Origin of the sequence: Stutzerimonas stutzeri (assembly GCF_024448955.1) — a bacterium.
In the GTDB taxonomy this organism is placed as follows: domain Bacteria; phylum Pseudomonadota; class Gammaproteobacteria; order Pseudomonadales; family Pseudomonadaceae; genus Stutzerimonas; species Stutzerimonas stutzeri_AQ.
In genome coordinates this window covers 66,587-91,705 of the sequence record NZ_JAMOIH010000012.1, presented here as the reverse complement: position 1 = coordinate 91,705, position 25,119 = coordinate 66,587, and the positions used below count along the sequence as shown (strand labels likewise).

General features: G+C 60.6%; 22 protein-coding genes. 8 read left to right on the top strand and 14 right to left on the bottom strand.

Translation table 11 applies throughout. The annotated features are described in order from the left end of the window. Positions 1-45 precede the first annotated feature (45 nt). The 4 genes from NA645_RS13980 to NA645_RS13965 all read left to right on the top strand — a co-directional run bounded on the left by NA645_RS13980 (position 46) and on the right by NA645_RS13965 (position 3,917). The gene (locus NA645_RS13980) at positions 46-2,409 is read left to right on the top strand and encodes a DNA polymerase II (RefSeq protein WP_256049379.1); all 2,364 of its coding nucleotides are present in this window, start codon (positions 46-48) and stop codon (positions 2,407-2,409) included. Between the two features lie 125 nt (positions 2,410-2,534). Beyond that, positions 2,535-2,936, top strand: a complete 402-nt coding sequence (locus tag NA645_RS13975; RefSeq protein WP_256049378.1) for an MbcA/ParS/Xre antitoxin family protein — start codon at positions 2,535-2,537, stop codon at positions 2,934-2,936. Next, on the top strand, positions 2,936-3,616 hold the full coding sequence (locus NA645_RS13970; RefSeq protein WP_256049377.1) for an RES family NAD+ phosphorylase: 681 nt from the start codon (positions 2,936-2,938) through the stop codon (positions 3,614-3,616). The genes NA645_RS13975 and NA645_RS13970 overlap by 1 nt, the downstream gene beginning before the upstream one ends. A gap of 91 nt (positions 3,617-3,707) precedes the next feature. After that, positions 3,708-3,917 carry a DUF3079 domain-containing protein gene (locus NA645_RS13965; RefSeq protein ID WP_256049376.1) on the top strand — a complete coding sequence of 70 codons (210 nt, stop codon included), beginning with the start codon at positions 3,708-3,710 and terminating at the stop codon, positions 3,915-3,917. Positions 3,918-3,949: 32 nt separating this feature from the next. On the opposite strand, the gene NA645_RS13960 is transcribed toward NA645_RS13965, so the two are convergent. The 6 genes from NA645_RS13960 to NA645_RS13935 are packed head-to-tail and all read right to left on the bottom strand — an operon-like array spanning position 3,950 to position 9,390. Next, positions 3,950-5,914: a response regulator gene (locus NA645_RS13960; RefSeq protein WP_256049375.1), complete on the bottom strand. Its 1,965-nt coding sequence runs from the start codon at positions 5,912-5,914 to the stop codon at positions 3,950-3,952. After that, complete coding sequence (locus NA645_RS13955) at positions 5,904-6,776, bottom strand: sensor histidine kinase (protein WP_423836464.1); 873 nt, start codon at positions 6,774-6,776, stop codon at positions 5,904-5,906. Before NA645_RS13955 ends, NA645_RS13960 begins: the two co-directional genes overlap by 11 nt. After that, positions 6,769-7,779: an ATP-binding protein gene (locus NA645_RS13950; protein ID WP_256049440.1), complete on the bottom strand. Its 1,011-nt coding sequence runs from the start codon at positions 7,777-7,779 to the stop codon at positions 6,769-6,771. Before NA645_RS13950 ends, NA645_RS13955 begins: the two co-directional genes overlap by 8 nt. Further along, positions 7,776-8,180: an ATP-binding protein gene (locus NA645_RS13945; RefSeq protein ID WP_256049374.1), complete on the bottom strand. Its 405-nt coding sequence runs from the start codon at positions 8,178-8,180 to the stop codon at positions 7,776-7,778. The genes NA645_RS13950 and NA645_RS13945 overlap by 4 nt, the downstream gene beginning before the upstream one ends. Further along, a complete protein-coding gene (locus tag NA645_RS13940) occupies positions 8,177-8,539 on the bottom strand; it encodes an STAS domain-containing protein (RefSeq protein ID WP_256049373.1) in 363 nt (120 codons plus the stop codon). Before NA645_RS13940 ends, NA645_RS13945 begins: the two co-directional genes overlap by 4 nt. Continuing rightward, on the bottom strand, positions 8,539-9,390 hold the full coding sequence (locus NA645_RS13935) for an STAS domain-containing protein (RefSeq protein WP_256049372.1): 852 nt from the start codon (positions 9,388-9,390) through the stop codon (positions 8,539-8,541). Before NA645_RS13935 ends, NA645_RS13940 begins: the two co-directional genes overlap by 1 nt. Positions 9,391-9,847: 457 nt before the next feature. Here NA645_RS13935 and NA645_RS13930 point away from each other — a divergent pair, with 457 nt between their 5' ends. Continuing rightward, positions 9,848-11,968, top strand: coding sequence for a putative bifunctional diguanylate cyclase/phosphodiesterase (locus tag NA645_RS13930; protein ID WP_256049371.1), 2,121 nt, complete (start codon positions 9,848-9,850; stop codon positions 11,966-11,968). Between the two features lie 52 nt (positions 11,969-12,020). On the opposite strand, the gene NA645_RS13925 is transcribed toward NA645_RS13930, so the two are convergent. Together NA645_RS13925 and NA645_RS13920 are read right to left on the bottom strand one after the other, a co-directional pair. After that, entirely contained in the window at positions 12,021-12,695 is a 675-nt protein-coding gene (locus NA645_RS13925; protein WP_256049370.1) for a TIGR04211 family SH3 domain-containing protein, read from the bottom strand. A gap of 295 nt (positions 12,696-12,990) precedes the next feature. Then, positions 12,991-13,299: a hypothetical protein gene (locus tag NA645_RS13920; RefSeq protein ID WP_256049369.1), complete on the bottom strand. Its 309-nt coding sequence runs from the start codon at positions 13,297-13,299 to the stop codon at positions 12,991-12,993. A 298-nt stretch (positions 13,300-13,597) separates the two neighbouring features. Between NA645_RS13920 and NA645_RS13915 the strand changes: the two genes are divergently transcribed. After that, positions 13,598-13,924 (top strand): hypothetical protein, encoded by a 327-nt coding sequence (locus NA645_RS13915; RefSeq protein ID WP_256049368.1) that lies wholly within the window; start codon positions 13,598-13,600, stop codon positions 13,922-13,924. Between the two features lie 31 nt (positions 13,925-13,955). Here NA645_RS13915 and NA645_RS13910 read toward each other — a convergent pair whose 3' ends face one another. The 4 genes from NA645_RS13910 to nirB form a co-directional block, all read right to left on the bottom strand. Continuing rightward, entirely contained in the window at positions 13,956-15,677 is a 1,722-nt protein-coding gene (locus NA645_RS13910; protein ID WP_256049367.1) for a bifunctional protein-serine/threonine kinase/phosphatase, read from the bottom strand. Positions 15,678-15,912: 235 nt separating this feature from the next. Continuing rightward, the gene (locus NA645_RS13905; RefSeq protein WP_256049366.1) at positions 15,913-16,728 is read right to left on the bottom strand and encodes a formate/nitrite transporter family protein; all 816 of its coding nucleotides are present in this window, start codon (positions 16,726-16,728) and stop codon (positions 15,913-15,915) included. A 79-nt stretch (positions 16,729-16,807) separates the two neighbouring features. Further along, entirely contained in the window at positions 16,808-17,185 is a 378-nt protein-coding gene (nirD, locus tag NA645_RS13900; protein WP_256049365.1) for a nitrite reductase small subunit NirD, read from the bottom strand. Then, positions 17,185-19,743, bottom strand: a complete 2,559-nt coding sequence (gene nirB, locus NA645_RS13895) for a nitrite reductase large subunit NirB (protein ID WP_256049364.1) — start codon at positions 19,741-19,743, stop codon at positions 17,185-17,187. Before nirB ends, nirD begins: the two co-directional genes overlap by 1 nt. A gap of 635 nt (positions 19,744-20,378) precedes the next feature. On the opposite strand from nirB, the gene NA645_RS13890 reads away from it, so the two are divergent. Both NA645_RS13890 and NA645_RS13885 read left to right on the top strand, forming a co-directional pair. Then, a complete protein-coding gene (locus NA645_RS13890) occupies positions 20,379-21,203 on the top strand; it encodes an aldo/keto reductase (RefSeq protein WP_336605266.1) in 825 nt (274 codons plus the stop codon). Positions 21,204-21,379: 176 nt separating this feature from the next. Next, positions 21,380-22,726: an esterase-like activity of phytase family protein gene (locus NA645_RS13885; RefSeq protein ID WP_256049362.1), complete on the top strand. Its 1,347-nt coding sequence runs from the start codon at positions 21,380-21,382 to the stop codon at positions 22,724-22,726. A gap of 192 nt (positions 22,727-22,918) precedes the next feature. Here NA645_RS13885 and NA645_RS13880 read toward each other — a convergent pair whose 3' ends face one another. Together NA645_RS13880 and NA645_RS13875 are read right to left on the bottom strand one after the other, a co-directional pair. Continuing rightward, positions 22,919-23,953, bottom strand: a complete 1,035-nt coding sequence (locus NA645_RS13880) for an NADP-dependent oxidoreductase (protein ID WP_256049361.1) — start codon at positions 23,951-23,953, stop codon at positions 22,919-22,921. A gap of 561 nt (positions 23,954-24,514) precedes the next feature. Then, on the bottom strand, positions 24,515-24,877 hold the full coding sequence (locus NA645_RS13875) for a hypothetical protein (protein WP_256049360.1): 363 nt from the start codon (positions 24,875-24,877) through the stop codon (positions 24,515-24,517). Positions 24,878-25,119: the final 242 nt, after the last annotated feature.

The window sequence follows — 25,119 nt, the reverse complement described above, 5'->3', positions numbered from 1 at the left end:
CGTTGCCACGTAGAATGTTGCCTCGCAAAGATGAGGAGGCGAACGGTGGATTTACAGCAGGGCTTCGTCCTGGCCCGGCACTGGCGCGACACGGCGGCCGGGACCGAGGTGGAGTTCTGGCTGGCGACCGACGCCGGGCCGCGCCGGCTCCGCGTGCCGTATCAGCCTTCGGTGGCGTTCATTCCGGCGACGCAACAGCGCAAGGTCGAGATACTGATCAAGGGCGAACGCGACGTCGAATTGCGACCGCTGAATCTGACCGATTTCCGGCATCGGCCGGTGCTCGGGCTCTATTGCAAGCAGCACCGACAGTTGATGAACCTGGAAAAGCGCCTGCGCGCGGCTGGGCTCGACGTCTACGAAGGCGACATTCGTCCGCCGGAGCGCTATCTGATGGAGCGCTTCATCACCGCGCCGGTCAGCTTTATTGGCCAGGCGAATGCGCAGGGCGTGCTGGTCGATGCACAGCTGAAGCCCGAACCGAACTATCGCCCGCAACTGAAGCTGGTCTCGCTGGACATCGAAACCACCATGCGTGGCGAGCTGTATTCCATTGCGCTGGAAGGTTGCGGGCAGCGCCAGGTCTATATGCTCGGGCCGGCCAACGATGACGCCAGTACGGTGGATTTCCAGTTGGAATACTGCAACAGCCGCAAGCAGCTGATCGAGCGGCTGAACGACTGGATGGCGTTGCATGATCCGGATGCAATCATCGGCTGGAACCTGGTGCAATTCGACCTACGGGTGCTGCGCGAACAGGCCCAGCGTTATCAGGTGCCGCTGCGGCTGGGGCGTGGCGGCGAAGAGATGGCCTGGCGCGAGCATGGTAGTCGCGGCAATCATTTCTTCGCTGCTGCGGCGGGCCGGCTGATCATCGACGGCATCGAGGCGCTACGTTCGGCGACCTGGAGCTTCCCCTCGTTCAGCCTGGAAAATGTCGCGCAGACGCTGCTCGGCGAAGGCAAGGCGATCGACACGCCGTACCAGCGCATGGATGAAATCAACCGCATGTTCGCGGAGGACAAGCCGGCGCTTGCGCGCTACAACCTCAAGGACTGCGAGCTGGTCACGCGAATCTTCCAGGAGACTGAAGTGCTGACCTTCCTGCTCGAACGCGCCACGGTTACCGGTCTGCCGGCCGATCGCAGTGGTGGCTCGGTGGCCGCGTTCGAACACCTCTACATTCCGCTGATGCACCGCCAAGGCTTCGTCGCGCCCAACCTAGGCGAGCGGCCGCCTGAGGCCAGCCCCGGCGGTTTCGTGATGAATTCGCAGCCGGGCCTGTACGAATCCGTGCTGGTGCTGGACTACAAGAGCCTTTACCCGTCGATCATCCGCACCTTTCTCATCGATCCGGTGGGGCTGGTCGAAGGCATGCGCCATCCCGAGGACAGCGACTCGGTGCCGGGCTTTCGCGGCGCGCGCTTTTCTCGGACGCGTCATTGCCTGCCGGCAATCGTCGAGCGCGTCTGGGAAGGGCGTGAGACGGCCAAGCGCGAGGGCAACAAGCCGCTTTCGCAGGCGCTGAAAATCATCATGAACGCCTTTTACGGCGTGCTCGGCTCCAGCGGCTGTCGCTTTTTCGATGCGCGGCTGGCGTCGTCCATCACCTTGCGTGGGCACGAGATCATGCGTCGCACCCGCGAGCTGATCGAGGCCGAGGGCTACAGCGTGATCTACGGCGATACCGACTCCACCTTTGTCTGGCTCAAGCGCGCCCACGATGACGAGGACGCGGCACGCATCGGCAAGCACCTTGTGCAGCGGATCAACGACTGGTGGCGTGACCATCTGCAACAGGAGTACGGCCTGCAAAGCGCCCTGGAATTGCAGTTCGAGAGTCACTTCAAGCGCTTCCTGATGCCTACCATTCGCGGCGCGGAGGAGGGCAGCAAGAAGCGCTACGCCGGGCTGGTCACGCGTCCCGATGGCAGCGATGGGCTGGTGTTCAAGGGGTTGGAAACGGTACGCACCGACTGGTCGCCACTGGCCCAGCAATTCCAGCAGGAGCTGTACCGGCGCATCTTCAACCGCGAGCCCTATCAGGATTATGTGCGCGACTATGTACACCGCACGCTGGCTGGTGAGCTGGATGAGTTGCTGATCTTCCGCAAGCGATTGCGCAGACGGTTAGATGACTACGATCGCAACGTGCCGCCACATGTGCGAGCCGCACGGATCGCCGATGACTACAACCTGCAGCAGGGCCGTCAGCGGCAGTACCAGAACGGCGGCTGGATCAGGTACCTGATCACCGTGGCCGGGCCGGAGCCGCTCGAGGTGCGGCGTGCGGTGATCGACTACGACCATTACGTGACACGCCAGCTGCTGCCGATCGCCGATGCGATCCTGCCGTTCGTGGGCGACAGCTTCTCAGCGCTGATTGACGACCAGCTCGGACTGTTCTGAGTTGCGCTCTATCGTGGTCAGCAAAGCCAGCTTAAGGACAGATAATCCGTATATGAATTTAATAGTTGAAATAATACATATGCGGAGTAATCTGTTGGCTATGCGATAACCAGGTAGAAGTAACGATGAAAACCGAACAGGCGATAAGCAAGCCGGACATCCATTCACCCGATGCGGGGCGAGTTGCGCTGACGTTCTTCTTCAACCTCATGCGACTGTGGGATTGCAGTGCCGAGCAACAGCGCGTGCTGCTCGGTTCGGTGGGCAACACGACCTATTTCAAATACAAGAAGCTCCCCGAAGTTCGTTTACCGCGCGATACGCTGGAGCGGATTTCCTATCTGATGGGCATCCACAAGGCGCTGCGGATCATCTTCAGCAACCAGGCGGAGCGCGCATACGAATGGGTGCACAAACCCAATGACGCCGCGCCATTCAATGGCACGAGCGCGCTCGACTACATGCTCGGTGGGCAGGTGGTCGATCTGGCGGACGTACGACGCTATCTCGACGGGGTTCGTGGTTGATGGCGTGGCCGGAGGTGTTGCCAGCTTGGCGGAAGGCGTATCGCATCATCAACAGCTCGTTTCCACCGTTGACGGTGTTCGAAGACACGCTCAGTCCGGATGATCTGGAAATCGCCTTTGCGCTTGAGGCCATGACCAATGATCGTTTGCGCGAAGAGGCGGGGCTATTGCGGCGCGTGGCGCCCGGTGATCGGGTCAGCGGGCCGGGCTCGACGCCAGTGATGGCGGCCTTCACCCATATCGGTAATGCCAGCCGGTTCAGCGATGGCAGTTACGGTGTCTATTACTGCGCCAGTTCCATCGATGCGGCCATCGCCGAAACCAAGTTCCATTTGGAGCGTTTCCTGGCGGCCACGCGTGAGGCGAATGTCGAAATCACCATGCGCGCGTACGTGAACAAGATCGTCAAGCCGGTGATTGACGTGCGCGCCATGCCTGAGTTGCATCAGCCCGATCCGGCCGCCTATGGCAACAGCCAGGCATTTGCCCGCGAGCACCGTGACGGCAAGGCCTGGGGCCTGCTTTACCGAAGCGTGCGGCTGGACGGGCATGAGTGCGTCGCTGCATTTCGCCCGCAAACGGTCTCGCTGCCGGTGCAGGGCCCGCATTTTCGCTATGTGTGGGATACGCGTGCGGGCGCGATCACCCACATTCTGCAGATCAGCGAAGTGCTGGTTTGAGCCTCCAGCGGGGCGTTGTTGATCATGATCAAGTCCGCGCGGGGGGTGGCCGAGTAGCCTGAGCGCTCAGCTAGCGCACAGAGGCCCGAACATGGCCAAGAAATTTCCGATGAATCCACCCCATCCCGAACGTATCTGTTGGGGCTGCGACCGCTATTGTTCGGCGGACTCGCTCGCCTGCGGCAACGGTGCCGGTCGTACCCAGCACCCGGCGGAAATGATGGGGGACGATTGGTACCTGTACGGCGATTGGGGTTTCGATCTGATCGCGACCGACAAGCCGGACGAAAAGGCGGGTTGAGCGGCCGAGCGAGTCGTGTCCAGATTGTCGGCCTAGTGACGATTGAGCCGATTCGCCGAGGCCGTATCGAGCACTTGGCGCACCTTGGCAAGTAGCTCGCTGATTTGAAACGGCTTGACCACCATATCCATACCTTCGGCCAGAAAACGGTCGCGACGCACCGCATTTTCCGCATATCCGGTCATGAACAGCACCGGCAGGGCGGGACGATGGGTCCGCGCAACATCAGCTAGCTCGCGCCCCGAGAGCTGTGGCAGGCCCACATCTGTCAGTAGCAGATCGACGCTTGGATCGTCCTGCAACACCGATAACGCCGTCGCGACATCTCCCGCCTCGCTGCAGCGATAACCCGCTTCGCTGAGCATCTCGACTACCAGCATGCGCACCGCCGGCATGTCTTCGACGATCAACACGTGCTCGCTATTGCCCTTTGGCGTGTCGCCGACGGGTGCTGCGGTGTGGCCGACATCAGTAGCCGCGGGCAACACCAGCGTCACTTCGGTGCCCTGGCCAACGACACTATCGATCCGCGCCTCGCCACCTGACTGACGGGCGAAGCCATAGATCGAAGACAGGCCCAGGCCGGTGCCTTGGCCGAGTGGTTTGGTCGTGAAGAAGGGCTCGAATACCTTGCCGATGAGCTTTGCGGGGATCCCTGCGCCATCGTCCTTCACGCTCAGCGCGACGTAATCACCATCGGCCAGTTCGGTATTGCCGGTGGATCGCATGGATGTCGTACGGATGACGATATGGCCGCCGTCAGGCAATGCGTCCCGTGCGTTGATGACCAGATTCAGCACAGCGCTTTCCAGCTGATTGGCATCCACCTGTGCGATCGCACCTTCCTCGCAGAGGTCGAGCTTCAGCTCGATGCGCTCGCCAATGGTGCGCTGCAGCAGCTCTTCGAGGGAGCGAATCTGATCGTTGATATTGGCGGGGCGGGCGTCCAGCGGTTGTTGGCGGGCAAAGGCCAATAGCCGATTGGTCATCGAGGCGGCGCTGCGTGCGGAGCTCAAGGCGGTGTCGGCGAAGCGTAATACCGCGTCGCTGCGGCCTTCCTGAAATCGCTGTTTGAGCAATTCGATGCCGGTGATGATGCCGGTCAGCAAGTTGTTGAAGTCATGAGCGATGCCTCCGGTCAGCTTGCCCAGAGCGTCCATCTTTTGTGCCTGCATCAGCTGCGCTTCGGTGCGCACACGTTCGGCTACCTCGCGTGCGAGTTCGCTGTTCACGCTGTCGAGTTGTTGCAGTTGCGAGCGTTCGCGTTGGCGTTGCTCGGTGACGTCCTCGACGAACACGAGGCCAAGGTCGACGGCGCGATAGGGCGAAACCTGCCATTTGGTTTCACGCAGCTGACCCGCGACGTGCATGCTCAGCGTGCCCTGCCAGCGAGCACCGCTGGCCAGGCTCTGTCGAAGCTGCTGCAGCTTGTCTTCCTGATTATCGGCAAGGCGGGCAAGCAATGCCGAAGCACCGTCACGATCCCCCAGCAGCAGTTCGAATGCCGGGTTGCATTCATGGATTTGCAGCTGCGCATCGATCACGACAATCGGTGCGGCCACGCTGGTAAAGATCTCACGAAAGCGCGCTTCGCTTTCGCGCAGCGCGTGCTCGGTGTCACGGACGCGCAATAGCGTGCGCAACGTGGCGAGCAATACGTCCGGGTCGACCGGATGAATGAGATAGGCATCCGCCCCGGCATCGAGCCCGGTGATGATGTCTCCGGTCTGGATCGACGCGGCAGAAACGTGAACCACGGGCAGCAACTGGGTGCGCTCGTCGGCACGCAGCTGCCGGACGATATCGAAACCGCTCATGTCGGGCAGGTTCACGTCGAGAATCAGCGCATCGATTGCTTGCTCGGCGATGAGTGTCAGGCCTTCGTCGCCGGTTCCGGCTTCGAACACGTCGTAGCCGTGCCGCTCCATCACTCGACGTATCGCGTAACGCGTCGCGGCGTTGTCATCGACCACCAACAGTTTGCACTTACGCTCCATCGACCGGCTCCGTGGCAATAGATAGCGGAATGATGACGAAGAAGGTCGAGCCGATACCCGGAGTGCTTTCCACTCCGACACGCCCACCGAGCAGTTCGGCGAATCGCTTGCACAGCGACAGTCCCAGACCGGTGCCGCGCAGACGCTTCTGCAGAGGCGTGTCGATCTGCACGAAATCTTCGAACAGGTTGCCGTGCAGGCCATGCGGTATGCCGATACCGCTGTCGGTGACGGCGAAACAGACTTCGTGCTCGCCTTCGCGGCGTGCCGAAATACGTACCTCTCCGCGCTGCGTGAACTTCAATGCGTTGGAAATGAAATTTCGCAGAATCTGAGCCAGCTTCTTGTCATCGGTGTACAGGCGCGGGATGTCTTGTGGCTCTTCGAAAATCAGGTCCACCGTCTCGGCATCGACGATGGGGCGAAACATGCCGCGCAACGCGGCGAACAGATCAAACATGTCGAACCACGCTGGTGAAATGCTGATGCGACCCGCCTCGATCTTCGCCAGATCGAGCAGATCATCCACCATATCGCTCAGTTCAGAGGCGGCACCACTGATGAACAAGACCTGCTTGTGCTGCTCCTCGCTCAGTGGACCGTCCAGCTCGTCGCTGAGAAGACGCGTGATGCTGCGAATCGAGCCCAGCGGCGTGCGGAACTCGTGGCTCATGTAGGACAGAAAGCGGCTTTTGAGATCGGAGGCCTGGCGCAGCTGCTCGGCTTGAATGTCGAGCTCGGCATACAAAGCAAGAACGCCCTGATTGGTTTCGTCGAGCTCGGCGCGTAGCGACTCGTTCTCGCTGCGCAGCCGTTCCAGCTGGCTGAGGTCGGTATCGTTAACACCGTTCGAATCAGTCACGCGTTGCCTCCAGAGCGATTACCAGAACGGTCGCATCGTCGCGTCCGCGACAATAATCACGGTGCAGCACTGCGGCAATAATAGCGGGGTGGCGATGCACCAGCCCCGGGTAGTCACGCAGGGTCCAGCGAGATTGCAAACCATCGCTATACATGACTAGTAATTGATGTTCTTCAACCGGGTAGTCGAATGCGCGCGCTTTGCGAAATTGCGATCCAACGATCCCTGGATGCGAGGCGAGGCCCCGACTTTTTTCCACGTTGAGCAGGCTGGCGCCGATGTTGCCAATTCCGGCAAAGCGCAATACCCCGACGCGGGGATCGAACACCGCGACGGCTGCAGCGCCGCCACGGGTTCCGCACATCGCCTGATGCATGTCGGCAATGCTGGTTTCCGGGTCGGCGAAGGGGGCTGCGGCGAATGCGCTGGCACCACACTTGGCGGCGTGCTCCGCATCTTCGCCGTGGCCGATGCCGTCGATCACCAATGCGCTGATCCGTTGCTTATCGCAGGCCATATGCCAGACATCACCACATGCCGGGTCGTTATTCAGCGAATGTTGGCTGACGCCAAAGCGCAGAAACGGAACTGCAATGCCGCGTCGAAATAACTGCACGAGTACGACCGAGCCTTTGTCGTCCGAGTAAGCGTCGAATACCTGTGCCTGGCGCCTTAGTGCACCCAGCCCTGTTCCCTGGGTACCACCAGTGGAAAACCCATCGGCCAGGCATTCGTTGAGGTTGAAGCCCGGCCCGCTATCCACAGCGACGATCTCGACACCGCTTCCGGTTTCTGCCGCGATCGAACGCAGGTGCAGGGAGCCTTGGCCTGCGTGCTTGAGCAGATTGGTGGCGAGCTCGGTAGTTGCCAGGGCCACGCGTCCGGCATCGGTTTCGTCGAAACCCAGTTCCGTAGCCAGGCGTTGCGCAACGCGGCGGGCGTGGCCTACCTGGCTGCTGTCGTCGATGGGTAACACCTGCGTCATCGAGCCGGGGATATTCATGCCCATCGGACGATACTGATTCGGGTACCGATGCCTGGCGTACTCTCGAGTTCAAACTCATCCACCAGCCGTTTCGCGCCGGTCAGTCCAAGACCGAGCCCACCACCCGACGTCCAGCCATCGGTCATGGCCAGCTTGATATCCGCTATTCCAGGACCTTCGTCACGGAACGTCAGGCGGATACCGGTGCGGGCGCTTTGCTCGATGACCGCCCAGTCCATGTCGCCACCACCGCCGTACACCACCGTGTTACGGGCCAGCTCGCTGACGGCGGTCACCAGCTTGGTCTGATCGATCAGGCGCATGCCGCAATCCTGCGCGATGCGGCGGACTGCCTGGCGCGCCAGTACCACATCCTGTTCGATGCGTACCGGCAGGCTGCCACTTTCGCGCACGGTCATTTTTCGGCCATCCGTTTATGCAGCAGCTGCATCCCTCGTTCAACGTTCAACGCCGTGCTGACGCCTTGTAGTGTCAGACCCAGTTCGACCAGCGTGATTGCAACGGCCGGCTGCATGCCGACCACGACGGTCTCTGCGTCCATGATGCTGGAAAGGCCGGAAATCGAGCTGATCATCCGGCCGATGAACGAGTCGACCATGTCCAGTGCGGAGATATCGATCAGTACGGCACGGGCCGAGGTCGCGCTGATGCGCTCGGCGAGGTCGTCTTGCAGGGTCATGGCCAGCTGGTCGTGCATGTCGACTTGAATGGTGACGAGCAGAAAGTCACCCATTCGCAATATAGGGATGCGTTCCATCACACCGCCTTGGTTACAGTCAGGCCGGAGCGGCGCAACGCTAATGCCAGTGCGTCGGCGAGGGATGCCTTAGTGACGATGCCTTGCAGATCCAGGCCGAGATGAACGATGGTTTGGGCAATCTGCGGACGTACGCCGCTGATGATGCAGTCAGCACCCATCAGGCGGATGGCCGTGACGGTCTTGAGCAGATGTTGCGCCACCAGCGTATCGACGGTAGGTACGCCGGTAATGTCGATGATGGCGATTTCCGAACCTGTGTCGACGATGCGCTGCAGCAACGATTCCATTACCACCTGAGTCCGCTGCGAATCCAGCGTGCCGATCATGGGCAGCGCCAGTACGCCATCCCACAGTTTGACCACCGGCGTGGACAACTCGAGCAGCTCTTCCTGCTGACGCTTGATCACCGCCTCGCGGGACTTCTGGAAAGTACGCACGGTATACAGACCGAGGTCGTCGATCAGTTCGGACAAGGCCCAGAGCTGCTCGGCCAGCAGCGCCGGCTCGTCGGCATATTCGCTCTGCAACAACGGCATCAGCGGGCGTTTGAGCGAAAAAATGAAGCCTGCGGTCTGCTGTGAATCGAAACCTAGCTGCACCCGGCTATGGGACAGCTTTTCCAGGTACTGACGCATCTCGTCCCAGCTGGCTGCCTTGACGTCACCCGACTCGGTTCTGCTGGCACCGGCGATCAGCAGACGAATGAATTCTTCGGTTTGCTGGCGAAAATCTTCGGTCTTGATAGTGCGGTACAGACCGCTGGATTCCAGTTCTGCAGTCCATTTGTTGAGCAGCTCTGACTGATTGCTGGCGATGACGTTGAACGTGCGTTGTTGCAATAGAGCCATTGGCGCTGATTCCTGAGTAGACGCATGCTGGGACGGCTGGGCATGCGGATATGATTCGAATGGATTGCTGGCGTTCCGGGCAGCGCGAGGAGTTCTGCCTCAGCGCTCGAACCACAGCGAGCCTTAGTCTGAAGGACCCTTCGAAACGCCGAATAGCCCGCATTTCGCCTCAAGTTGTGCACTGGGTCAAGGAATTTACACCCCTGATCTTGAGCGGAAGGCAGGGTGTGTTTGTGCCAAGCGCAAATGGGGGCTCGAGGTTTGTACCGAGGCCTATCAGATCGCCGGAGAATGTCGATTGGCCTAACAACCGCAGCAGCAGGGCTTGCATCGGTCTGACCGAGGCTATCCGTTCGGCGGATATGTGTTGTCCGCTCTTTAGAAAACGTCCCAGCGAGCGATGAACTGGCATAGCGACAAAGTCAGTACAACGCAGCCCTTCGCAGGAACCCAAACCATGCTGGTTGGTAGCTATAACGAAATTCTAGTGTTCTTCTCGTTCCTCGTTGCTGTGCTTGCGTCCTACACCGCACTCGACATGGCGGGGCGCGTTGCGACCGCTCAAGGTCGTGCGGCGCGCCTATGGTGGTTCGGTGGCTCGTTTTCCATGGGGCTAGGCATCTGGTCGATGCACTTTGTCGGCATGCTGGCCTTCAGTTTGCCGATTCCGCTTGGATACGACCCCTTGATCACTACGGCCTCGTTGGTCATCGCAATCGCTGCGTCTGCCTTGGCGCTCTGGCTGGTGTGCCAGCAGACGCTGCCCTGGCTGCGGCTCGCGCATGGCGCGGTTCTGATCGGCTGCGGTATCGCGGTCATGCACTACAGCGGCATGGCGGCGCTGCGAATGCAGCCGGGCATCGTGTATGACATGGGATGGTTGAGCGCTTCGGTGGCCATCGCCATCCTGGCCTCGGCCGCTGCGCTCTGGCTCGCATTTCGCCTGCGTGCGAACGTTTGTCGCGTACGGTTATGGCGGGGTATCGCCGCATTGATCATGGGGCTGGCGATCGCCGGCATGCATTACACCGGCATGGCAGCGGCGAGCTTTCCGGACGGGAGCTTCTGCGGCGCGTCCAATACCGGTCTGGATACCAACTGGCTGGCTCTGTTGGTGATCATGTTGACGCTGGCGGTCCTGGCGATCGCACTGATTGTCTCGATACTGGACGGCCGCATGCAGAGCCGTACCTCGTTGCTGGCCAGTTCGCTGGAAAAGGCCAACAGTGAGCTGATCCAGCTCGCCCTGCATGACAACCTAACCAGATTGCCCAACCGTCTGTTGCTCGAAGATCGGCTAAGTCAGGCGCTCAAGGTTGCCCAGCGGGAGTCGTCCACGTTCGCCGTGATGTTCATGGACCTGGATGGCTTCAAGGCGGTGAACGACGCCTTCGGTCACCATATCGGTGACGAATTGTTGATGAGCGTTACCGAGCGGCTGCGCTCGTGCATTCGGGCCCAGGACACGTTGGCGCGGTTGGGTGGGGATGAGTTCGTGCTTCTAGCCGTCATCAGCGGGCCCGATGATGCCGCGACGCTGGCCGACAAGCTGGTGCAATGTATTGACGAGCCCTTTGCGCTGTCCCGTTATGAACTGCGGGTGTCGCTCAGCGTCGGCATTGCGGTGTACCCCAGCGATGGTGAAACCGAGCGCGACCTGCTGCTGCATGCCGATGCCGCCATGTACCACACCAAGAGTGCCGGCCGGAACGGCTACAGCTTCTTCGAAGCCTCGATGAACGCGAATGCGGCCGAGCAACTGCAATTGCTTCACGATCTGCGCATGGCCGAAGAGCGGAATGAGCTGCGCCTGCTTTACCAGCCGAAATTCGAAGTGCCGACCGGGGATGTGCAAGGCTTTGAGGCGTTGCTGCGTTGGCAGCATCCGACGCGTGGCTTGCTCTCGCCCGACGTTTTTCTGCCGCTGGCCGAGAAAACCGGCTTGATCATACCCATTGGGAATTGGGTGCTGGCCGAGGCGTGCCGCCAATTACGCGAGTGGCATTTGCAGGGGTTCAGCCATTGGAGTATCGCGGTCAATCTTTCAGCCGTGCAGTTCGAGCAACCGGGCCTGCTGGAAGTGGTGGCCGAGGCGATCGACCGCCATTGCATTCCCGCAGCGAATCTGACGCTCGAAATCACTGAAACCGTAGCCATGCGCAACGCGGAGGCAACCATCGAAACCTTGAGGAGCCTTACCGAATTCGGCGTGAAAGCCTCCATTGATGACTTCGGTACGGGATATTCGAGCTTGCTTTATCTGAAGAGACTTCCAGCTAGCGAGCTGAAAATTGACCGTGCGTTCGTCAAGGAAATGAGCGTTGGCAATGAAGACTCGGTGATCGTTTCGGCAATCATTGCGTTGGGTAAAGCGCTGGGCCTGGAGATTGTCGCGGAGGGTGTGGAAACAGCGGAGCAGCGAGCGTTTCTCACCGAGCTCGGCTGTGAAACGCTCCAAGGCTTTCTGCTCGACAGACCTATGGCCCCTGAACAAGTCCTCGAGCGCATGACGCAGGCAAGACCGGGTTGGTCATCGTCCGTAGCAGGCGCCACGAAGCGGATATCCGAACCCGGTTAGGTTTGGGCTAGGGTCTGTTACCGTTTCGGTCGCTACGAAAAGCCGACAGGCCTTAGAACCACCGGTCGTTGCGCTTGCGACCGCGCGTCATGGCCGGAATGATCAGTCCGGCCAGCAAGCCCGCGCCAGCGATGCTGCCGCCGTAAACCATGTAGCGCATCAGTACCTGATTGTTCTCGTCACCCAACCGAGCCTGGGCGTCGCGCAGTTCCGATTCAGTGGCCGTAAGTGCTTCGTCGAGCGCTTTGCGGCGCGCTTCCAGTTCGTCGATTAATGCCTTGCGCGAGTCCAGAGTCTCTTGCATGCCCTGAACTCGGGCCTTCCAGTTGTCATCGATTGTCTTCAGTTCTTCACTGAGCTCGGCAACCTGCTGTTCGAGCTGCGGTAAACGCTCGGCCTGGCCGGGAATTTCCTGCAGATCACTGCTGCGAATCCAGACGCGATCGCCGTTCTCGCCGCGAACCTGGCTGTAGTCGCCCTGGGTATCGAGTAATTCGACCTGCTGCCCGGACGTAAGACTGCCGACGATGCGATAGCCGTCGGTTGGACCGCTTCGCACGTAGGTGCTTAATGTGTCGCTGACCCAGCGATCATTGGTCGCTTGCTGGGCATGGGCCGGTGCGATGACGGCCAGCAAGGTGCCGAACAGACCGGCACGAACGGAGTTGCGTTGAAAGGTCGACCAGGTAACACGGGAAAGAGCGAGAAGATGACGAGATAAGAACATGGTGGTCTTCGCGTTGAAAAAGATGAAGGCCCAGTGAACAGGCCGAAAAATAAACGACCCGAAGCTGGCGAGTCGGCCAAAAAATGCCGGGATGGGCGACAGCAGGCGTGCGGATGTGCCGATTGGGAGGTTGTCCCAGGGGTTGGGCCACGACCTCAGTAGGCTGCAGACTGGACTGACAGCGGGACGCCCTTAGGGTTCATTAAATTTTCATCATTTCATGCAGCGCCTGGCGCGACCCGGCATGACGTTCGGCTCTGACTTTAACCAAGCGGTGGGAGGAGGCTGAACACCGTTATAGCCGCTCGACCGGATGCGCCTGAATCAACACCTGCTCCTGACGAAAGCGAGTTTCCAGCGAAGCTCGATAATCGTTCCACCAGTCGCGATTAAGCTCGGACGCCAGCCCTTCGTAAATAATCAGGTCGTCGCGCACCGCCGAGTTGTCGTCTTCGCGCCACAGTCCATTGACTGGCGCGCGTGTGTGAGCGGTCAGGCCGCCGAACTGTTGCATGAGTTCGTCGCGCACCTCGGCGAACAGTGATCTAGGCAAGGCTTGCCCGTCATTGTCGTAAAGCGGGAGCAGTAGTTGGATCAGGTGCATGGGGCAGGTTCCAATGCGTAAGAGGAGTATCGGTACGACCGCCGAGAAGTGGTCGGACCTGGCCGCCAAAGATGAGCGGAAGGCAGCTAGACGCAAACCCAGCGCTGTTCATCATCTGGCAGCCCATCGTGCGCGGACGTTCCGGCCAGGAGCCGAACGGCAGTCGTCCTTAGAGGTTCGATGGCCTGGAATCGCCGTCAAATGCCCTACCAGCGGCGCTGCGGTCTGATAGGCGGAAACGAATTCACCGTCGCAGCCGGACTCCAAGCTAGACAAAATCCGTTGGAGGAGCCTAAAAATGGAATCATCTAACCCCTCGGTGACCGCCTTGCAACAGGCTCAGGACATCACATCGCGCTGGTCGGACGGGGAGTTGGGGGCCGAAGAAGCGCAGCAAGCCCTTAAGGCCGTATTCGATCACTGGCAACCCGGTGACCCTACGACCCAGGCCGAGCACGTTACGGAGGCGGCGCTGTCGGCCGCGCGGATCGCTTTCCAGGATTGGTTGCAGCGCGGCGAAAACTGCGAGGAGCTGGTCACCCAACTGCGCTGGATTCTCGACCCGTCGAAAGACGGCGTCACTGATCCCGAGCTCAACGTCTACGCGCCGCAGCGCTCCGAGTGAAGCGTCGCAACGGGCAGAAAGTTTGCAGACCTCAACGCACCATCAGCATGACGACCGTTATTGCCAACACCAGCGAAACGCCTTTCCAGAACAGCACCGGGTTGCGCTCCATCAATGGTGGCCGCGCCTTGTTGAGAAATGCCTGGTTGGGCTGGCGCAACTCGAAGACGAACTCGGACAAGTCCTCGTAGCGCTTGTACGGGTCGGGATGAAGCGCCTTGCGTAGCACATCATCGACCCACACCGGGATGCCACGGTCGTGTTCGCGGATCGGTTGGTAGCTGAGTTTGTTCTGCGCAGCGCGGGTGCGACAGCGGGCGACCTGGGTGCCGTAGGGCAGATGGCCGGTGAGCATCTGATAGGTAATGACCGCCAGTGAGAACATATCCGAGCGAGGCGTCCCGCTTTCGCCGAGAAAATATTCCGGCGCGGTGTATTGAGCGGTGCCGAGCAGATCGCCGCGTTCGATGGGTGACTCGATTTCCATGATGCCAGCGACACGGGTCGAGCCGAAGTCGATGATTTTCACTGTACCGGTGGCGTCGATCATGATATTCGCCGGGCGTAAATCCTGATGCAGCATTTCCAGCCGGTGGAAGGCGCGCAGCCCTTTGGTTATCTGCTCGATGAGGCCGCGTACCGTTTCCAGGTCCGGTCGCGGGTTGTCGATCATCCACTGGGCCAGCGTCTGGCCTTCGATAAATTCGCTGACGCTGTATAGGTAGTTGCGCTTGCGCGTCTGCAAACATGGCTTGACCACATGGGCGCTGTTGATGCGCCGCGCGACCCATTCTTCGGTGAGAAAGCGTTCGAGGTATTGCACGTCCCGCTGCAGGTCGATTGACGGAGTCTTGATGATTACCGGCGTTTGGCTGCCGTTGTCGGTCGCGAGATAAACGTGACTGCGGCTACTGGCGTGCACTTCGCGAACAATGGTGTAGCCATCGAACTCGGCCCGCGCCTCGAGAATGGGCGGGAAGGGCAGTTCGGTGAGTTGCAGGTAGAGTTCGTCCGCCGCCCGGATCGGCAGCTCATCGACGCGCATTATCTGTACCGTGAGGTTGTCGTCGCTGCCCTGTTGCAATGCTTGGGCGACAATTTCCCGAGCGGCTGCATCGAGATCATCCGAGCTGCGCGCGATGGCCTCGAGCATGAACGACGCACTGACGAATTCGTAGGCACCATCGGTTGCCAGGATAAAAGTGTCGCCGACCTCAACCTGTTCGGCGCGATAGTCCAGATCCAGCTGCGGCTGAATGCCTAGCGCCCGGCTCAGATGGCTCTTGTCTTCCGAAACCCACATCCGATGATCATTGGTCAGCTGTTCCAGCGCCTTGCCCTGGACCCGATAGATGCGTGAATCGCCGGCATGGAAAAGGTGCGCTGTGGTCGACTTGATGACCATGGCGCTGAAGGTGCAGACGTAGCCGCGGTCCTTGTCGTAGCGGTACGGGCTCTGCTGGCTTTGCGCGTGCAGCCAGGAGTTGGTGGCCATCAGTACGCATTGCGCCGAGGTTTTCACGGACCAGGAATCGGAAGTGCAGAAATAATCAGCGAAAAAGCCGGTGACCGCCGATTCGCTGGCGATGTGGCTGACGGCGCTGCTGCTGATGCCATCCGCGAGGGCGATAGCGATGCCCTTGCTGCTTAGTTGGGGCTCTTTGGGGATGTAGACGCCGTGGAAATCCTGATTACTTTCCTTGCATCCCTTGTCGGTGTGCTGGCCCACCGAGACCTTGAGTTGACTGCTCATCTGCTTATGAATCGGTGGGTTCTCGAGTGTAGGCAATCCGCAGCGGGGGACGCCGAGTTCTTGCTCGGCGTTATGCCGCGTTTGGTACAGCGATCGCGAGCAAGCTCGCTCCTACAAGAGCTGTGGCGCAAGAAACTTTGCGGCAATCGACAGCCAGCTTTTGTAGGAGCCAGCTTGCTGGCGATCCGTGCGTGAACGATCGCAGCAAGACCCCTGGCTCCAACAAAGGGCCGGATCAGCGCACCAGTGCGCGCTTCGCGCCAGTCTTGATATGGGTGGTGTAAAGCGTCAGGCCGGTGAACGCCAGACCACCTACCAAGTTGCCCAGCGCGGTCGGGATTTCATTCCAGATCATGTAATCCATGACCGAGAAGTCGCCGCCCATGATCATCGCCGAGGGGAACAGAAACATGTTCACCACCGAGTGCTCGAAGCCCATGTAGAAGAACAACATGATCGGCATCCACATGGCGATGGCCTTGCCGCCCACAGTGGTGGAGATCATCGCACCCACCACACCCATCGACACCATCCAGTTGCACAGCATGCCGCGCAGGAAAATGGTCGCCCAGCCGGCCGCGCCAAACTCTGCATAGCCCAAGGTTCGCGCTTCACCAATGTGTGAAATTTTTTCGCCGATTACGCCTGGATCGCTCGAAAAACCGGTGGTGAAGACGAAGGCCATCATGAACGCCACTGTCAGCGCCCCGGCGAAGTTGCCGACGAATACCAAGCCCCAGTTGCGCAGCACGCCGTTGACGGTCACGCCTGGACGTTTGTCGAGCAGGGCCAGTGGTGCCAGCACGAAGACGCCGGTGAGCAGATCGAAGCCCATCAGATAAAGCATGATGAAGCCGACCGGGAACATCACCGCGCCCAGCAATGGCGAGCCGGTCTGGACGGTGACGGTAACCGCGAACACCGCGGCCAAAGCGAGGATCGCACCGGCCATGAAAGCCCGGATCAAGGTGTCCCGCGTGGACATGAATATCTTGGACTCGCCTGCGTCGACCATCTTGGTGACGAATTCCGAAGGAACCAGGTAGGACATTTTTCGATTCTCTATGGTGTTGGCAAAGCAGGTCGGAGCCTGCCGTTGGTGTATCGCTACTTGTTGTGTTGGGCGACGCTCATGCCGCAGCTATTTCCACCGCATCGCCGTTCAGGCGCACCGGCCACACCCGCAGGCGCTGCTCGGGATATTCCAGGCAAGTGCCGTCGGCTAGGCGGAAGTGCTGCTTGTACAGCGGTGAGGCGATCACCAGGTCGCCCTTGAGCTGGCCGAGAATGCCGCGGCCGATGACATTGGCGCCGGATTTCGGGTCCTTGTTGGCGATGGCGAAAACCTGTTCGCCGGTCTCCGTATCAGGCAGGTGAAACAGCGCCACCTGTTCCCCGTCGACCCAGGCGACCACGCCGGAATTGGCCACCAGATCGCGGCGGCTGCACAGCGCCCGCCAGCTGGCGGATTCAGTCGATTGCATGCGTACGGCGTTGGTATGGCTCATCAGAGCACCTCCTCGGTTACGGGAATCAGGTGAAGTTCGGATGCGTGCACCGGGCGGCGCTGGCCGCGTTCCTTGACGAAGTGGATGTCCGGATCGCCGCGCTGGTCGTTGACGAAGGTGCGGAAGCGCTTGAGCTTTTCCGGGTCCTTGATGGCGTTGGCCCACTCGCATTCGTAGCGATCGACCACCAGCTGCATCTGCGCTTCCAGCTCGGCGGCGAGGTTCAGGCTGTCGTCGATGATGACGTCCTTGAGGTAATCGAGGCCGCCTTCGAGGGATTCGCGCCACACGGAGGTGCGCTGCAGCTTGTCCGCGGTGCGGATGTAGAACATCAGGAAGCGGTCGATGTAACGGATCAGGGTTTCGTCATCGAGGTCTGTGGCGAACAGCTCGGCGTGGCGCGGACGCATGCCGCCGTTACCGCTGACGTAAAGGTTCCAGCCGTTCTCGGTGGCGATCACGCCGATGTCCTTGCTCTGCGCCTCGGCACATTCGCGGGTGCAGCCGGAAACACCGAATTTGATCTTGTGCGGCGAGCGCAGGCCTTTGTAGCGGTCCTCCAGGCGCAGCGCCATGCCGACGCTGTCCTGTACACCGTAGCGGCACCAGGTGCTGCCGACGCAGGATTTCACCGTCCGCAGGGATTTGCCGTAGGCATGTCCGGTCTCGAAGCCGGCCTCGATCAGCTCGCCCCAGATATCGGGCAGTTCGTGCAACTGGGCGCCGAACAGGTCGATGCGCTGGCCACCTGTGATCTTGGTATAGAGGTCGTATTTCTTGGCGACGGCGCCGAGGGCGATCAGCTTGTCCGGGGTGATTTCACCGCCGGCGATGCGCGGTACCACGGAGTAGGTCCCGTTCTTCTGCATGTTCGCCATGAAGGTGTCGTTGGTGTCCTGCAGCGGAATCAGCCCAGGGTCGGTGATCGGCTTGTTCCAGCAGGAGGCGAGGATAGAACCCACCGCCGGCTTGCAGATGTCGCAGCCGGTGTGGCCGCGGCCGTGCCTGGTCAGCAGCTCGTCGAAACTGATGATGCCCTCGACGCGGACGATGCCGTACAGCTCCTGGCGAGTGTGGGCGAAGTGTTCGCAGAGGCTCTTGTCGACCTCGACCCCGCGGGCCATCAGCTCGTGCTCGAAGACTTGCTTGAGCAGCGCACTGCAACCGCCGCAGCCGGTGCCGGCCTTGGTGGCAGCCTTGAGCTCACCGAGATCGGTGATACCGGCGTCGACCTGACAGCACACCGCGCCCTTGCTGACGTTGTGGCAGGAACAGATGATCGCGGTGTCGGGGAGGGCATCGGCGCCCAGAGTCGGTGCGCCATCGGACAGCGGCAGAATAAGGCTGGACGGATCGGCCGGCAGCTTGATGCCGTTCTGCGCGTATTGAAGCAGCGTGTCGTAGTAGCTGTTGTCGCCGATCAGCACCGCGCCGATCACTCGTTTGCCGTCGGCGGAAAGCACCAGGCGGCGGTAACTGGCATTGGTCTCGTCGATGTAACGGTAGCTCTTGGCACCGGGCGTGGCGGCATGGGCATCGCCGATGGAGCCGACATCGACGCCAAGCAATTTGAGCTTGGTCGACATATCCGCGCCGCTGAACGGCTGATGCGGCTCGCCGGTAAGCAGGGCGGCGACGTTACGCGCCATGGTGTAGCCGGGTGCGACCAGACCGAAGACCATACCGTTCCAAGAGGCGCACTCGCCGATGGCGAAGATGCTCGCGTCGCTGGTGCGGTAGTCGCCGTCGATCACCACACCGCCGCGCGGCGCGATCTCCAGCTCGGCGCTGCGGCCCAGGGTGTCCTGCGGACGAATGCCGGCGGAGAAGACGATCAGGTCGGTTTCCAAGAACTCGCCGTCGTTGAAGTTCATCCGGTAGGCGTATTCCTCGCCGATGACGATCTCCTGCGTGGCACGCGACAGGTGTACCCCGACGCCTAGCGCTTCGATACGGGCCTTGAGCGCGGCGCCGCCTTCCTCGTCCAGCTGGACCGGCATCAGGCGCGGGGCAAACTCGACCACATGGGCTTCGAGCCCGAGCGATTTGAGCGCATTGGCCGCCTCCAGGCCGAGCAGTCCGCCACCGACCACCACGCCGCGTTTGGCGTTACTGGCGGCGGCGCGGATTGCATCGAGGTCGTCAAGGGTGCGATAGACGAGGCGCGAATTGCCTTCAGCGCCCGGAATTGGCGGTACGAATGGATACGAGCCGGTCGCCAGGATCAGCTTGTCGTAAGCCTGGCGGCCTTCGCTGGTGACCACTTCCTTGCGTTCCCGGTCGATCTCCAGCACTTGCACGCCGAGATGCAGGTGCACGCCATGCGTGGCGTAGTAGTCGGCTTCGCACATGGCGAGGGAGTCGGCATCGCGGCCACCGAAGTATTCGGACAGATGCACCCGGTCATAAGCGCGCTGGCGCTCTTCGCCGTACACATGCAGTTGGTACTGGCCCAGAGCACCGCGCTCGATCAGCTGCTCGACGCAGTGGTGACCCACCATGCCGTTGCCGATGATGATCAGTGTTTCGCTTTTGATCGGGGTGACGATTGCGTTCATGACCGTTTGTCCTCAGTCGAAGCCGTTGCGAGGCGCCGCCAGCAAAAAAGCAAAAAAAAGCCTGGAGCTGTCTGCCAGCTCCAGGCGCCTTTGCCTGGTATTCAGAAAAATGTGGTGGGGTGATGGCCCGAGCCGCGTTGCCCGGTTCACCCGTCCCGTGCCGCTTGCGGCTAATGATCTACGTTGACCTGCGGGACGCTCTGCCGAATCGATCGGCAGGCTTTGCATGTGACATAGCAGATTGCATGCCAGCGACGTGTAAGGTGTCAGGACGGAGGCAGCCGCTGCCAAAGTGTTGGTGGGCTGAAGCCCACCCTACGGCAGTGGAAGGCTTATGCAGGGTGGGCTTCAGCCCACCGATAGCGCTAACGGCAGACACGTCAGGTTCCGCTTGCCAAAGCGCGGCGCTGACCCACAAGGGTGCGGTGCACGCTCCACATTCACTTTTTTGGGGCGATACGTAAGGCATTGTCATGGCGCCAAGCTAACTTGGGTTCGGACCGAACCTTGCGATGCAGGCTCGGTCAGTACATCCACTTCCAAAGTCCGGCATCTACGCTACTGCCGCACTCTTCAGTCCCATCAATCGTGGAGTTCACTTGAACAAGGTCGTCGAACAACCCTTGCTGCTGGGCATGATGCGTCTGATGCAATACCCCGACCTGGCGCAGCCGAAAGCATTACTGAGCTTTCTCGAGCGTTGCGTCGAGCGTGGCGTGAGCGCTTTCGATCACGCTGACATTTATGGCGGCGGCGCATGCGAGGCGCATTTTGGTGCCGCTTTGAAATTACGCCCGGCGTTGCGCCAGCAGATTCAGTTGATTGGCAAGGCCGACATCGTGCCGGCAGCGCAGGACCGGTCGCGCTGGGGCGTCAAGCACTACAACACCCAAGCTGCGTATCTCACCGAGGCGGTCGAGGGAACGCTGAAGCGTTTGGGCGTCGAGCGTCTGGACGGCTTCCTGCTGCATCGGCCGGACCCTTTGCTGCAGGTCGATGAGGTTGCCCGGGCGCTGAACGACCTGGTCGGCAGCGGCAAGGTTGGTTGGCTCGGCGTATCTAATGCCGAGTTGCTGCACTGCCAGACGCTGGCGCGCGAGCTGCCCCTGCGCTGCAACCAGATCGAGCTGTCGCTGCAAGCCCAGGAAACCGTATGGGACGGGCGCCTGCATGCCATGGAAAGTGAGGGCCTGCATGTGCTGGCATGGTCACCGTTGGCAGGCGGCCGTTTCAGTCCGGCGCTACAACAGGCGCTTGAAGAGGTCGGCGCGGCATTGGGCGCTACTGCTAATCAGGTCGCGCTGGCCTGGCTGCGCAAGTTACCCGGCAAGCCAGTGCCCATCCTCGGCAGCCTGCGTTGGGATCGAATCGAGGAAGCGCTGCAGGGCGCCGAGCTGCGGCTGGATACCCAGGCCTGGTTCTATCTCGCTCAGGCGGCACGTGGACACGAGGTGGCCTGAGACGCCAGCTTGAGGCCGAGTTGCATCATGTAATTGAGTGGTCTAGCGTCAGCTTGCCGACGCTGCGTCAGTTTTAGCCATATTCCTGACACAGTCGTTTCCTAAGGTTGTTCTCCGATGCCAGAGCGTCGTGCATGCCGCGCGGCCTGGCTCCGCCCGGATGGAGACACTGACTCATGCGAATCCCGAAGCCGCTGGTCGTGGCGCTTGCCGCTGCGATCTCCGCCCCTGCGATGGCCACCAGCAACACCCTGGTAGGCTGGGCGATGATGCCCGCCGACACCTTTTCCGACGGTCCGACATCGGGTCAGATGGCTAGCGCCAACCCTTACGGCACCTTTGCGCCACCGTATGAAGATCGCCAGCCGGTGCAAGGCTTTTCCGCAGTTCTGCCGGGCGCGGATGAAAACAGCTTCATATTCATGACCGACAACGGCTTCGGTGGGCAGACGAACTCCGCAGACACGCTGTTGCGGCTCTACAGCGTGCGGCCTGATTTCCGTACGGCCAACGGCGGAAGCGGGAAAGTCAGTGCGAGCGACTATCTCAGCGGTGCGCCGCTGGCTCGCTTCACCCACACGTCGCGCCTCACGCTAAACGACATCAACCAGAAGCTTGAGCTACCGATCCAGGCCGATTACCGCTTTTATTACAACGACGGCTCCAAGCCACGTGTCGACAGTGCAATCGGTTTCGGCCGCCTGCTGACGGGCGCTGACCTGGACATCGAATCGGTGCGCCGAGACAAGAATTGCGCGATGTGGTTTGGCGACGAGTTCGGGCCTTACCTGATCAAGACCGATGTGTCGGGCACCGTCACTCGCAGCGCCATTTCACTGCCGGGTGTCTACGCGCCGCAGCATGCCGATGTGATGGCGGGGCGAGCCATCGCCAACTTGGGCGGGTCCGGCGGTTTCGAAGGCATGGCGATCAACCCGCGCGGGGACCGGCTGTACGCGCTGCTGGAAAAGGCTGTCAGCGGTGATGCGGCCGGTACCTTGCGTATCAACGAGTTCGACATCGATCAGGAGCGCTACACCGGTAAGGTGTTCTTCTACCGCCTGCAGGAACCCGAACACGCCATCGGTGACATGACTGCGATCGATGAGACGCGCTTCCTAGTCATCGAGCGCAATAACGCAACCGCCACCAACGGCACCCCGTTCAAGAAAATCTACCTGATCGAAACCCGCGGTGTCGCCAGTGGCGGGGAAGTGCACAAGACTGAAGTTGTCGACCTCATGCAACTGGCCGATCCCGATGATCTGAACGGCGACGGGCAACGGACATTCACCTTTCCCTACGTGACCATTGAAAGCGTGTTGCCGCTGGATTCCCGCACCTTGCTGGTGACCAACGACAACAACTTCCCGGGCGGCGGCGGGCGAGCACTGGCGGCGGACGTCACCGAGTTTCTGAAGATCCGTCTGGCCAGCCCCATCGCTGGCGTCCGTCCGCCGCACCAGCAGCAGGCCAGAGATGCACGCCGTTGTGAAGTATCGACCGGGCTGAGCCAAAGCTGACTATCGACCAAAGTCTGTGCGAGCCAGGAGGGACGTCAGGCGTTGCTGGCGAACGGCACAGTTAGGCGGGCAGTCGAAGGCCGTGTGGGCCTCGCTTCGCCAGCAAGCTGGCTCCTACAAGAGCGTAGATCGCGCACCGTCCGTAGGAGCGAGCTTGCTCGCGAATCATGCTGTCGATGCCACACCCAACCTTCAGGCATCGCCCACCTGCACCACCAGCTTGCCGAAGTTCTTGCCTTCAAGCAGCCCGATGAGCGCCTCGGGTGCATTTTCCAGCCCTTGCACGATCTGCTCGCGGTACTTGATCTTGCCCTCGGCATACCAGGCGCCCATGTCGCGGGCGAACTCGTCATAGCGGTGGCCGTAGTCGTTGAAGATGATGAAGCCCTGCATGCGCATGCGCTTCTTCAACAGAGTGTCGAGCAGCAATGGCAACCGATCCGGCCCATCCGGCAGGCCGGTGCTGTTGTACTGGGCGACCACACCACAGACCGGCACCCGCGCGCTGGTGTTGAACAATGGCAGCACCGCATCAAACACCTTGCCGCCGACGTTCTCGAAATACACGTCGATGCCATCTGGGCATTGCTCGGCCAATTGCTGAGGGAAGTCCTCGGCGCGGTGATCGATGGAGGCATCGAAGCCGAGGGTTTCGACCGCATGACGGCATTTGTCTGGACCACCAGCGATGCCCACCACACGACAACCCTTGAGCTTGCCGATCTGGCCGACCGTGGCGCCCACCGGCCCGGTGGCCGCCGCAACCACCAGCGTTTCCCCAGCTTTGGGCTGGCCGATATCCAGCAGACCCATATAAGCCGTGAATCCCGGCATGCCCAGCACGCCCAGTGCGTGGGACGGATTCTTCATGTCGCGGCTGAGCTTGAGCAGCCCTTCGCCGCTAGAAAGGGCATAGTCCTGCCAGCCATTACCGCTGAGCACCCAGTCACCTTCCTGATAGTCCGAATGACGGGACTTGACGACCCGACAGACCGTACCGCCGACCATCACATCGCCGACCTCCATCGGCGGCGCGTAGGACGGCCCGGCGCTCATCCGACCGCGCATGTAGGGGTCCAGCGAGAGGTAGACGGTGCGCAGCAATAGCTGGCCGTCTTCGGGGCTCGGTACCGAGCTGGTTTCCAGGCGGAAATTGTCCGGCGTGGGCGCGCCCTGAGGGCGTGAGGCGAGACGAATGCTGCGATTGTGTTGCGACTGCTGTGTCATTGAGGTCTCCCATGGATCAGTCAGAGGCGTATCAAGGTGGGAGCGTGCCAGGCGCTTGGCGTTCCATAAGTGTTGGGACTGACAATACGCAGGCAAAGGAGGCGGGTTTAAATTCCCGTTACATACGCCAGCGCATACGAGCATAGGCCGGCCGAGCAAGCACAACGACTTACGGGCCGATCAGGTTGATCGTATTGTTGACGCGCATATCTTAAGCAGCCGGCATGGAGCGGCTCATTCAACTTTTTTCTTTGACATTCGGTTCGCTTAAGGCAAGTGGGTATCGAAGCGGCCCTAAGTCTGTCAGCTATTCGATTTCTCCCGGTGTCGCAGCTTCGTGTGGCGGGTCATCGGTCACCGTTTCTTGTTCGGTGCGGTGCATGTTTCGGTTAGGCACTGAATCATTCTCGGGCATGCCTTTAATCACGCGACCGTCCTCGGTGACGATCCATTGACGTTAGAAACGGTCTGCGCATGACGTTCTCCTGATTTTCGATTTGCCGATGAGCCGGCGCGTTGGTGCCAGCTTCATTCATCAGGAAATTCGGCTGCGATCTAGGATCAGCGTTCCGGGACGCCTTCCGGTTCGCACACCAGCAGCGCGATTGGCCCACCGGCAGAGTATTTTCCAGGCACCCGCATGACGACTTGCTCGTTGGGATTTACCGAGAACGCTGGTGTCGCCGTCATGACTGTTTCCTCGGGCAATGCATGAAATTGGCACGACGCAATCTCGTTGCTGCGGTTGGTTACTTTCACCGCTGGCACGCCGACCAGGTCCACCTTGCTGGACGAGGCCTCTGGCACGCCGAGCGGCACCACCTCGATGTCCATTCCATTCAGCCGAGTGGATACCTGCACGTCCTGCCCAAGGGCCGGGAGTGCAAACGCCAGAGTGACCAGCGCCAATAACGATGTTTTCATTCTGATTCTCCGTTGTGGCTTCTGAGCATGTGAACAGGGCTGACCGGCTGAGTTCGGAGTTAGCCCATTTCAACGGTGCGCTGTTGTTGCCATGCTTGACGCGGAAACCGGGACACGTGCACTTGGAGAATCTTCGTTGCCACGGGATAACGTGCTCGTATCAGACTTTCAGACGCAACAGCGAATGACAGGCTGAAAAGACGGGCGCTGCGGTTGCTGTGTATCGAGAGTCAGCGTCCGAT

What these genes read in the sequence shown, in the direction of transcription:
- NA645_RS13975 (WP_256049378.1), top strand. Translation starts at nt 2,535, where the DNA reads ATGAAAACCGAACAGGCGATAAGCAAGCCGGACATCCATTCACCCGAT.
- NA645_RS13970 (WP_256049377.1), top strand. Translation starts at nt 2,936, where the DNA reads ATGGCGTGGCCGGAGGTGTTGCCAGCTTGGCGGAAGGCGTATCGCATC.
- NA645_RS13965 (WP_256049376.1), top strand. Translation starts at nt 3,708, where the DNA reads ATGGCCAAGAAATTTCCGATGAATCCACCCCATCCCGAACGTATCTGT.
- NA645_RS13960 (WP_256049375.1), bottom strand. Translation starts at nt 5,914, where the DNA reads ATGGAGCGTAAGTGCAAACTGTTGGTGGTCGATGACAACGCCGCGACG.
- NA645_RS13950 (WP_256049440.1), bottom strand. Translation starts at nt 7,779, where the DNA reads ATGAATATCCCCGGCTCGATGACGCAGGTGTTACCCATCGACGACAGC.
- NA645_RS13945 (WP_256049374.1), bottom strand. Translation starts at nt 8,180, where the DNA reads ATGACCGTGCGCGAAAGTGGCAGCCTGCCGGTACGCATCGAACAGGAT.
- NA645_RS13940 (WP_256049373.1), bottom strand. Translation starts at nt 8,539, where the DNA reads ATGGAACGCATCCCTATATTGCGAATGGGTGACTTTCTGCTCGTCACC.
- NA645_RS13935 (WP_256049372.1), bottom strand. Translation starts at nt 9,390, where the DNA reads ATGGCTCTATTGCAACAACGCACGTTCAACGTCATCGCCAGCAATCAG.
- NA645_RS13930 (WP_256049371.1), top strand. Translation starts at nt 9,848, where the DNA reads ATGCTGGTTGGTAGCTATAACGAAATTCTAGTGTTCTTCTCGTTCCTC.
- NA645_RS13925 (WP_256049370.1), bottom strand. Translation starts at nt 12,695, where the DNA reads ATGTTCTTATCTCGTCATCTTCTCGCTCTTTCCCGTGTTACCTGGTCG.
- NA645_RS13920 (WP_256049369.1), bottom strand. Translation starts at nt 13,299, where the DNA reads ATGCACCTGATCCAACTACTGCTCCCGCTTTACGACAATGACGGGCAA.
- NA645_RS13915 (WP_256049368.1), top strand. Translation starts at nt 13,598, where the DNA reads ATGGAATCATCTAACCCCTCGGTGACCGCCTTGCAACAGGCTCAGGAC.
- NA645_RS13910 (WP_256049367.1), bottom strand. Translation starts at nt 15,677, where the DNA reads ATGAGCAGTCAACTCAAGGTCTCGGTGGGCCAGCACACCGACAAGGGA.
- NA645_RS13905 (WP_256049366.1), bottom strand. Translation starts at nt 16,728, where the DNA reads ATGTCCTACCTGGTTCCTTCGGAATTCGTCACCAAGATGGTCGACGCA.
- nirD (WP_256049365.1), bottom strand. Translation starts at nt 17,185, where the DNA reads ATGAGCCATACCAACGCCGTACGCATGCAATCGACTGAATCCGCCAGC.
- nirB (WP_256049364.1), bottom strand. Translation starts at nt 19,743, where the DNA reads ATGAACGCAATCGTCACCCCGATCAAAAGCGAAACACTGATCATCATC.
- NA645_RS13890 (WP_336605266.1), top strand. Translation starts at nt 20,379, where the DNA reads ATGATGCGTCTGATGCAATACCCCGACCTGGCGCAGCCGAAAGCATTA.
- NA645_RS13885 (WP_256049362.1), top strand. Translation starts at nt 21,380, where the DNA reads ATGCGAATCCCGAAGCCGCTGGTCGTGGCGCTTGCCGCTGCGATCTCC.
- NA645_RS13880 (WP_256049361.1), bottom strand. Translation starts at nt 23,953, where the DNA reads ATGACACAGCAGTCGCAACACAATCGCAGCATTCGTCTCGCCTCACGC.
- NA645_RS13875 (WP_256049360.1), bottom strand. Translation starts at nt 24,877, where the DNA reads ATGAAAACATCGTTATTGGCGCTGGTCACTCTGGCGTTTGCACTCCCG.